Source organism: Oleiagrimonas sp., from assembly GCF_027858935.1.
Taxonomy (GTDB): domain Bacteria; phylum Pseudomonadota; class Gammaproteobacteria; order Xanthomonadales; family Rhodanobacteraceae; genus Oleiagrimonas.
Genome location: NZ_JAQIBU010000374.1, coordinates 1 through 9,205 on the forward strand (window position 1 = coordinate 1; position 9,205 = coordinate 9,205).

Below are 9,205 nucleotides of genomic sequence, written 5' to 3' on the forward strand. Positions count from 1 at the left end.
CGTCGCCCCGATGGAGCGATGACTCGGCGAAATTCTGGAATATCGCGGCGGCCGGAGCCGGATGCCATGCCTCTTGAAACCGTTCTGAATCGAAACCAGCTGGAATTGCAGTATGTGGAGCAGACGTTCCACTTGCGGATGCTTGGTCTGGCCGTTGGGGCGCTCTCGGTGGGTGCCGCGTTCCTTGAGTTGCATGCTGCCAGCTGGGAATGGGCACTGCTGGCGGTATATGTCCTGTTTTGGCCGCATCTGGCCTATGGCCTTTCACGACGCGCCAAGTCGCCCGGTCAGGGAGAGCACCGAAGCATCTATATCGATGCTTCGGTGGCCGGTTTCCTGATCGCCCTGATCCATTTTTCTGCGGTGCCGAGCCTGACCATGGTCATGGTCACAGGCATGACGACAGTATCCACCGGTGGCTGGCGATTGATGGTGCGTGGACTGATGGTCATGCTGGTTGGTGCAGCGCTCGCCATCGCCATCACGGGATGCCATTGGCAGCCGCAGTCCAGCATGAATGTGATCGTGGCCACCATCCCCCTGATGGTGGCCTATCCGGTTGCGGTAAGCGCCGCGATCAACCGGCTCGCACGCAAGGTCGGGAACCAGAACCGCATGCTCAACGAGCTCAGTCGCACGGATGGATTGACCACGTTGCCCAACCGACAGCATTGGCAGCACGCTCTCACGCTCGAGTTTCAACGCTATCTGCGCACACATCGACCCGCCACGCTTGTGATGCTCGATCTTGACGGATTCAAGGTGCTCAACGACACCTATGGCCATACCACCGGTGACAAGGTACTGCGACGCGTTGCCGACATCCTGCATGAAAACAGTCGCAACATTGATACTCCGGGTCGTTTTGGTGGTGATGAACTGGCATTGGTCATGCCGGAAACCGACCGCGATGGCGCGCGCATGCTGATGGAACGGATACGTCGCGAAGTCGAGCGTGAGGAATTCGATGAAAGCAGTCGCATCAAGATCACCGTAAGCATAGGTCTGGCCGAGATCAACCGCCTCATGACCGATCCGCTGGACTGGATCAAGGCGGCGGACGATGCGCTCTACATGGCCAAGGATCGAGGCAGGAATCGCGTGTGCACTGCAGCCTATGAGGCACCACCAGGTGCTTCACTCTAAAGGCATGTGCAGATGCTTCAGGATGGGTGCCGTATAGTTGGCCCCTGACATTCGACCGAGCCCCGCACATGCTGGTTACCTGGATACTGATCGCCACTACCGCCGTAGTGTCATGGATCGCGTTCAACAATCGCTCCACCGCCCACGATCTGGCCTTGTGGTCCCCCGGCGTGACGCGCAAGCACCAGTACTATCGTCTGCTGACATACGGCTTCGTGCATGCCGACATGCAGCACCTGCTGTTCAACATGATCACGCTGTTCTTCTTCGGAAGAACCATGGAAATGATTTTTCAATTGATCGGAATGGGGCAGGTCGGCTATGTGCTGTTCTACCTCAGTGCCGTCGTGATCTCGATCCTGCCCAGCTACTATCGTCATCGGCACGACATGAACTACATCAGTATCGGAGCCTCGGGTGCGGTATCGGCCGTGCTGTTTGCATTCATCCTGTTCCAGCCATGGTCCATGATCCTGGTGTTTTTCATTCCGGTACCCGCCATCCTGTATGCCGTGGCTTATGTGGGCTATACCGTGTACATGGACCGACGCGGAGGGGACAACATCAATCACAGTGCGCATCTGTGGGGCGCTGCTTACGGCGTGCTGTTCATGTTGTTCTCGCACCCCGCAGTGATCAATATCTTCCTTTCACAGTTGCTGCATCCACGATTCTAAGCTCAGTGCACGGATTGCACGGTCTGTGCTGGCTCGGCATGTCCGGGCAACGTGGCGTTACCTGCAGTGCCGTAACCGGCAATGATGGTGGTGAGCGCATCAATGTCATGTTGCGGTCGGGGTGCCACCGACATGCCGCTGGTATCCAGCGGTCGTGCGTAATTGTTGAGCATGATCGAGAACACCAGATGTGCACCGTTGGCGGCGGTGACGTATCCGGAAAGCGCGTACGCGTAATGCAGGGTCCCGGTCTTGGCCTGGACCCTGCCTTCGGTCAGTGGACCTTGCAGGCGGTATTCCAGCGTCCCGTTCATTCCGGCCTCCGGGAGAGCCTTGCGCACGATGCCGCCGAATGGCTGTCGTTGGATCCATGCCAGCAGGTGCGTGGTCGCTTCCGGAGTCACCAGATCCTTGCGTGACAGTCCGCTGCCTTCCTCGAGATGCAAGCTGCCGTTGGGCTCGCCAATGCGCCGCATCAGCGCTCGCATGGCGCACAAGCCCCAATTTGCAGTCAGGGTGGGCGGATGCTTCTGGTCAACGCATACTCCGGAAACCGAGGTGCGCTTGCCGACGGCCATGAGCAGCAACTGGGCATACAGATTGTCTGATTCCTTGAGCATGTGTCCCACCAGGTCAGACAAGGGCGGCGATCGGATGTCGCTGATGTGGATCAGGTGTCGACCATCATCCGGAGTCCCGGCGTTGGGCCAGTGCAGGACCCGAATCCTGCCTGTCAGGCGAATACCCTGGCGTGTGAGTGCATCGGCCAGCAGGCTTCCGGCCAGCCGTGCAGGATCCGGGGCGGATAAGGTGAAGATACGCGGTACCGCGGAAGGGCGGCGGGAACCGAATACGTACAGACGGTCCGAACCTGGCGCACGATACAGTCCCAATGGGTCGTATGAACCGGTTGCATCCGCGTCGGAGGCTGCTGTTGCCTGGCTGCCTGACGGGGCATGCAGTGTATTGACCACATGCACCACCGCAGCAGGATCGGTGCGGACCGTACAGCATTGACCGCTGCCGCCAAGGGCCAGGGTGAAACTGTTGCCCTGGACGCTCAACGCCGAGACTCCAGGTGCGTAACTGTTCTCCAGGTCATTGGCCTCCCAGCCGGAACCGAAAGGAGGTCCGGAGTAATACGTATCGTCGGCGATGATGTCGCCATGGACCACACGCACACCGCGCAAGCGCAAGGCACTCGCAAGCCTGTCGGCCCAGTCGTTGGGTGGCTGCGTGTTGTTGCCCTGTCCCAGCGCTGGGTCTCCCCGGCCATACAGAACAAGACTCCCGTGCAGAACACCGTTGGCACTGGGTACACGCGAGGCGAAAAGTGACGTATGAAAACGGAACCTGGGACCCAGCACGGAAAGCGCCAGTGCAGCGGTATAGAGCTTGGTATTGGAGGCGGGGATAAACAATTTGTCGGCATTGTGCTGAAACAGCAACTTGCCGGTATCCAGATCCACGACCTGCAATCCCCATTGCGCATGCCCGAACCGGGGTTGCTTGATATAGGCCTCCAGCGCATCGGCAACACGCTTCTGCGCGGGGCGCATCATTCCGATATCCGCCAGGGATGGTTTGGATCCAGGTGCTGCAGCTTGCGCAGGCAAGGATGCTTTTGGGTTATTTGCATGTTGGGCCTGCAATGCTGCCCTGGGTGGGACACGTTCAGGTGCAGACTGCGGAGCGTTCGTTCCGGTCCGGGATACAGGCGAGCTGGCGCAGGCAACGAGCGTCAGCAGTACACAGACCAGAAATGCCGTGCGATACGTTAATGCGGAGCGGGTTGAAAGCTTCATGGCATCCCTGCACGTGGTTGGTGCGCGTCGTAACTTCGGGGCAGGGGCATCTCAGGTGTGCCCTGACGCCTTGCGTTTGATGGTATTCACGAAGGCCAGGGCCTCGTCACATCGACAATCTAGCTTGAGTTCAAGCAGCGGCTCGGCTCGATTGTGTCCCAGATTGATTGCGGCGATGGGTTTCCCCTGTTTGGCGGCGCAGGCTGCAAATCGATAGCCGGAATACACCATCAGCGAAGATCCCAGCACCAGCAGGGCATCGCTTCGATCAAGTGCACTCATGGCCTGGTTCAAACGCCCACGCGGCACCTGTTCGCCAAAGAAGACCACGTCCGGTTTCAACACGCCTCCGCACTCTGCGCAGCAGGGGATCACGAATTCGGCAAACGGTCGGTCGTCAAGATCGGCATCGCCATCGGGCGCATGCGGTGCATCCAGGTCCGTCCATTGTGGATTGGCTTCGGTCATCCTTTGCTGGAAGGACACGCGTGGTATCCGTTTTTCACACGCCATGCAGCGCACACGATCGAGGCGTCCGTGAAGATCAACCACCTGTTGGCTGCCGGCGGCCTGGTGAAGACCGTCGACGTTCTGGGTCACCAGCATGTGGATGTGACCGAGCTGTTCAAGCCGGCTCAGTGCCGCATGGGTACGGTTGGGGCGTGCCGTACTGAAATGGCGCCAGCCAATCATGCTGCGTGCCCAATACCGTGCGCGAGCTACAGGATCGTTCATGAAGGTCGCGTAGGTCATGGGCGGGGGGCGTTTCCATTCGCCTTCCAGGTCGCGGTAGTCGGGAATGCCCGAATCCGTGCTGCAGCCGGCACCGGTCAGCACCAACAGGTTGGGGTAGCGTCCGATGAAACGTTCGAGCGTGTCATCAGGAGATGTGGAGATGGAGCGGCGGGCTGCGACCGAATGCATACATCAAGGGTAGCGTGTCCGTCGCGTGCCGCATACGCCCCACAGGTCATGGATATGCGAGGATGATGAAGGATCCTGGGAGATAGTCATGTCCGATACGGTCTACGCTTTCACTGCACGCGACATCCATGGTCGGGAACGGTCCCTGGACGATTGGCGGGGGCAGGTTCTGCTGGTGGTCAATGTGGCCTCCAGATGTGGGTTTACTTCGCAATACAAGGGCTTGGAAAACCTGCAAAAACAATTCGGTGCGCGAGGATTTTCTGTGCTCGGATTTCCCTGCGATCAGTTCGGCCACCAGGAACCTGGAGATTCATCGCAGATCCTGGACTTCTGCAGTACCACCTACGATGTCAGCTTCCCGATGTTCGAGAAGGTCGAGGTCAACGGCGACGACGCGCTTCGGCTTTACGGCTGGCTCAAGTCCGAGGCTCCTGGCGTTATGGGAAGCAAGACCATCAAGTGGAATTTCACCAAGTTTCTGGTCGATCGCGATGGTCGCGTGGTGCGTCGCTATGCTCCGGCCACGACTCCGGAAAAGATCGCCACGGATATCGAGTCACTGCTCGAATCCTGACCTTGGCATTCAGGTAGCGCGCTGCGGTGTAATCCATTCATCGCGACGCGTGATGCCTTGCCCCATCCATGCCATGACGCCTCCGCGGACCAGCATGAACAACAATAAGGCGAGCCAAAGCCCCAGGTTGCCCAGGGGGCGCAGCAGCAGGACGCTGATCGTGAAGGCCCCTCCCGCGATCAGCATGGCGTCGCGCATTTCGCGGGCACGGGTCGCACCGATGAACAAACCATCAAGAAAATAGCTCAGGAAAGCGACCAGCGGCAGCACGGCGAGGCAGGGCAGGTAGACATCGGCGGTGGAACGCACGCTGTCGATGCTGGTCTGCATGTCCACGAAGACGCGCCCGAACAGGCCGAACAGCAAGGCAAACAACACGCTTCCCACCAACGACCATCCGCCGGCAACCACGATGGCGCGACGCAACTGGTCGTGCTGCCGCGACCCGATGGCGTGTCCAGTCAACGCCTCCACGGCATTGGCCAGGCCGTCCAGCGCGAAGGCCGCCAGCATCAGGCCGTTCAGAAGCAAGGCGTTGGCCGCCACCACGGCGTCACCCATACGCGCGCCCAGCGTGACCACGGCAAAGAAGACGCCTTGCAGAGCCACACTGCGGATCAGGATGTCCCGGTTCACGGCCAGCAGCGGTTTCCATTCGGCCCAAAGGGTCAGTCGGCGTCCCAGCAGCCTTCCAGGATAAGCGCGCAACTGCGCATGGATCCGTGAAAGACCAAACAGGCAGCCCGACCATTCGCCCAGCGCGGATGCCAACGCGATGCCATGAATCCCCCAGCCAAGCCCAAGCACGAATACAAGGTTCAGGCCAATATTCACAAGATTGGTCAGCACCAGGATCTGTACTGTGACGCGCGCGTTCTGTGAACCCAGGAACCATCCAGCGAGCGCATAGTTGGCCAGGGCCGCAGGCAAGCCAAGGAAGCGTACGTGAACAAAGCCTGTTGCCTGGTCGAGCAACGACGAAGAGGGCTTCATCAAAGCCAGCACCGGGTGCAGAAATGGCACCAGCAACAAGCCGATTGTGGTGGCCAGCACCAGCGCGAGAAGCAATGCCTGTACCAGGATCCTGCGCAGCGCATTGCCGTCACCACGTCCGCAAGCCTGGGCCGAAAAACCAACGGTCCCCATGCGCAGGAATCCGCAAACCAGCACGGGGAGCTGGTAGATGGTGTTGCCCACGGTCACGGCAGCCAGCTGGCTGGCATGGCTCAGGTGTCCTGCCACTGTGCTGTCAGTGAGCGCAACCAGGGGCACGGTGATATTGGACACGATCATGGGGGCTGCCAGCGCCCATACACGACGGTGAGTGTCGCGGTCACGCCAGTCGGCCAGCAGGCGCTTCAAGCGGACAGTCACTGTGCTGCATCCATCAGGCATGGTTTGATCGGTGCGCGGCGATGCCCGGCTTGGTTTGCAGTCATGGCGATCCTTCCTTATTCTGGTGGGTTCCGGCCGACGTGTGAGGCGTCGGTGACACCCATTCGCACTGCCATTACTTCGAGGTATCCCATGCAGATTGCCGATCGCACCGTTGCATCATTCCATTACACGCTAACCAACGAGGGCGGCGATGTCATCGACACTTCACGCGAGCGCGAGCCTCTGGCGTATCTGCATGGCGCGGGCAATATCGTGCCTGGTCTGGAAAAGGCCATGGCCGGCCGTACCGAAGGCGATACCTTCAAGGTCGAGGTGACTCCGGATGAAGGCTACGGTCCGCGCCACGATGAACTGGTGCAAACGCTGCCCAAGAGCTCGTTCCAGGGCGCTCCGGAGCCCAAGCCAGGCATGCAGTTCCAGGGCCAGGGCCCACAGGGTCCGGTGATGGTCGTGGTCACCGAGGTCGAGGGCGACCAGGTCACCATCGATGGCAATCACCCGCTGGCGGGGAAGACCTTGAATTTTGATATCGAGGTGACCGAAGTGCGCAGCGCCAACGAGGAAGAGCTCACTCACGGCCACGTTCACGGCGCTGGTGGCGAGCACGAGTAAGCACCGACCCAGTGGCCATTGCGTGGCCAAACGATCGGTGAAGGGGCGGCCTGTCATGGCCGCCCCTTTTTTGTTTCAGGGGGTATTCGTTCAATACCAACCAAGCAGCGATACGCCCAGACCCACGTAAGTGGCCCTGTGGTTGTAGTCGATCAGGCTCTCGCCATAGCCATTGAATACCTGCACGTAGCCACGCAGATTGTCATGGATGGGAAACGCCCAGGTGAATTCCATGGCCCCGTGCGAATGTGAACCACGACGCAGAGAATGACGGCCCATCAGCGTGAATTCATTGGCTCGCCATTCGCGGACCAGCTGGACTTCGGCTCGCCCCATATAGTCGCTGATATTCGGGTTGTCGTCGTGCGCCCGGTTTTCAGGGATACGCCACCAGGGCCGGATCATCAATGTCCAGGGACCCCGTTCAAATCCGATATCGGCCACGATGCGGTTCCAACTGCGCGACAACGGATTGCTGCGTCCATTGGACTGATGGTTCAGGCCGATCCCCAGCAGGTGCCCGCGCCAGCCAAGCACATGATAGTTGGTGTCGAACACCAGCATGGCTTCCGGCTCGTAATTTGTTTCGCGAAAGGGTCGGGAATTGCGGCCGTTGTAGACCTGCCAGTGCGAGTCCTGAGTATAGGCCAGCCACAGATCACCATATTTACCGAATACACCCTCCCAGATCTTGGTCTTGAAGCTGAGTTGGAACTTCGCTTCCTCGTGCTGAAGGTTTTCGGAGCCGGAAACCGTATGACCCGGCGAGGGCGAGGAGGGCGTGTTGTTCACGCTTGTCATGTAGAACAGCGGCATGACATAGACCGGTTTGTAACCACGGATGGTGTAAGGCCCCAGTTTGCTGTTCGGATCAAGTTCCCAGCGACTGTTGAGCAGAGAAGTGTGGGGCGTGCCCTTGTCCACAGGCCGTGCACGCTTTTTCAACGCCAGACGCTCCGCATCAAAAAGGTGCTGGAGTTTCAAGGAGTCTGTGGAATGGGTTTTCCGACCACTCGACGCGGATCTGGTTGTGCTTTGCTGTGCAGGAATAGCATTATCTTGCTGCACCGAGCGTGTCTCATCGTCGTGTACCAGGGTGCGTCCGACAGCACGGTCATAACAGGCCAGGCGCAGGGAGTCGTTGGCGATCCCGGCGCAGGCAAACGGGTCGCTGGGATGGGCTGTCTGGGCGTACAACGGACCTATCTGGAGACTGAATGCAAGCGCGCCCATGAGAAGAAGGCGGCACAACCGCCGCGAAGCCATCGTTTGGTCCCCGCAAAGTTCGGGGATGCGGCAGAATAACAAGCAGGGATATTTACCGGGTTCAGGAAATAAGTCTATCAAGATCAATGGCCTGCTTTTCAGGTGGCAGAAGCACAGGCCTTGAATCTCATGCCATCTGCACTGCACGTCGAGTGTGGCCCGCAGGATTACTGGAATCCCGCGAGAGGAAGGCAAGGTTCAAGGGCTCGCTATATAAGACGTTGTACTTTTATCGGTACTTATGGAGTATGCTAATTGTAGCTGTGTCTGCTTGGTCTTGTGTTTGCCCGGTGTCTGGTTCTGGCTTATGCCTCCCAGCTCGATCCATTCCACTTCACCTGCATACTCAGTACATCGTCGTCGCATGTTGCGTCGGCTCGTTTCAGGTAATTTCGGAGTTAGTCATGTCGGATCGTGAGATCGGCACCGTCAAGTGGTTCAACGATGCCAAGGGCTTCGGCTTCATCAGCCGTGAAGAAGGCCCGGATGTTTTCGTCCATTTCCGTGCCATTACTGGTTCAGGCTTCCGCAGCCTGCAGGAAGGCCAGAAGGTAAGCTTCAAGGTCGTGCAAGGCCAGAAGGGTCTGCAGGCCGAGGAAGTTTCCGCGGCCTGATGTTGTCGGCGATCATTCGCCGGTAACCACAAGGTACATCTCAGGGGCCGGCGCATGCCGGCCCCTTGGGAAACTCTGAACAAGCCCCCTAAATTTCGTACAATTTAGCCTTCCAAACGCCAAGGTCCGTCCCATGACGCAGATGAGCTTCTCCGATGCCGAATATGCCGGCAAGCGCAAGAAGAC

At 59.0% G+C, this 9,205-nt stretch carries 9 protein-coding genes; 5 read left to right on the plus strand and 4 right to left on the minus strand.

Features of this window, described 5'->3' with window-relative positions; genetic code table 11:
- Positions 1-66 precede the first annotated feature (66 nt).
- Together PF446_RS14290 and PF446_RS14295 are read left to right on the plus strand one after the other, a co-directional pair.
- Positions 67-1,146: a diguanylate cyclase gene (locus PF446_RS14290; RefSeq protein WP_298072771.1), complete on the plus strand. Its 1,080-nt coding sequence runs from the start codon at positions 67-69 to the stop codon at positions 1,144-1,146.
- A 71-nt stretch (positions 1,147-1,217) separates the two neighbouring features.
- The gene (locus tag PF446_RS14295; protein WP_298072784.1) at positions 1,218-1,823 is read left to right on the plus strand and encodes a rhomboid family intramembrane serine protease; all 606 of its coding nucleotides are present in this window, start codon (positions 1,218-1,220) and stop codon (positions 1,821-1,823) included.
- Positions 1,824-1,825: 2 nt separating this feature from the next.
- Here PF446_RS14295 and dacB read toward each other — a convergent pair whose 3' ends face one another.
- Both dacB and PF446_RS14305 read right to left on the minus strand, forming a co-directional pair.
- Positions 1,826-3,385, minus strand: coding sequence for a D-alanyl-D-alanine carboxypeptidase/D-alanyl-D-alanine-endopeptidase (gene dacB, locus PF446_RS14300; protein WP_298072773.1), 1,560 nt, complete (start codon positions 3,383-3,385; stop codon positions 1,826-1,828).
- 294 nt (positions 3,386-3,679) lie between these two features.
- Positions 3,680-4,552: an NAD-dependent protein deacetylase gene (locus tag PF446_RS14305; RefSeq protein WP_298072775.1), complete on the minus strand. Its 873-nt coding sequence runs from the start codon at positions 4,550-4,552 to the stop codon at positions 3,680-3,682.
- A gap of 88 nt (positions 4,553-4,640) precedes the next feature.
- On the opposite strand from PF446_RS14305, the gene PF446_RS14310 reads away from it, so the two are divergent.
- The gene (locus tag PF446_RS14310) at positions 4,641-5,129 is read left to right on the plus strand and encodes a glutathione peroxidase (RefSeq protein WP_298072777.1); all 489 of its coding nucleotides are present in this window, start codon (positions 4,641-4,643) and stop codon (positions 5,127-5,129) included.
- Positions 5,130-5,138: 9 nt separating this feature from the next.
- Here the strand turns inward: PF446_RS14310 and PF446_RS14315 are convergent, their stop codons facing one another.
- Positions 5,139-6,503 (minus strand): MATE family efflux transporter, encoded by a 1,365-nt coding sequence (locus PF446_RS14315; RefSeq protein WP_298072779.1) that lies wholly within the window; start codon positions 6,501-6,503, stop codon positions 5,139-5,141.
- A 153-nt stretch (positions 6,504-6,656) separates the two neighbouring features.
- Here PF446_RS14315 and PF446_RS14320 point away from each other — a divergent pair, with 153 nt between their 5' ends.
- Positions 6,657-7,139 (plus strand): peptidylprolyl isomerase, encoded by a 483-nt coding sequence (locus tag PF446_RS14320; protein ID WP_298072780.1) that lies wholly within the window; start codon positions 6,657-6,659, stop codon positions 7,137-7,139.
- Positions 7,140-7,229: 90 nt separating this feature from the next.
- On the opposite strand, the gene PF446_RS14325 is transcribed toward PF446_RS14320, so the two are convergent.
- Complete coding sequence (locus PF446_RS14325) at positions 7,230-8,123, minus strand: phospholipase A (protein ID WP_343224691.1); 894 nt, start codon at positions 8,121-8,123, stop codon at positions 7,230-7,232.
- 686 nt (positions 8,124-8,809) lie between these two features.
- Here PF446_RS14325 and PF446_RS14330 point away from each other — a divergent pair.
- Positions 8,810-9,019: a cold-shock protein gene (locus PF446_RS14330; RefSeq protein ID WP_298072782.1), complete on the plus strand. Its 210-nt coding sequence runs from the start codon at positions 8,810-8,812 to the stop codon at positions 9,017-9,019.
- Positions 9,020-9,205: the final 186 nt, after the last annotated feature.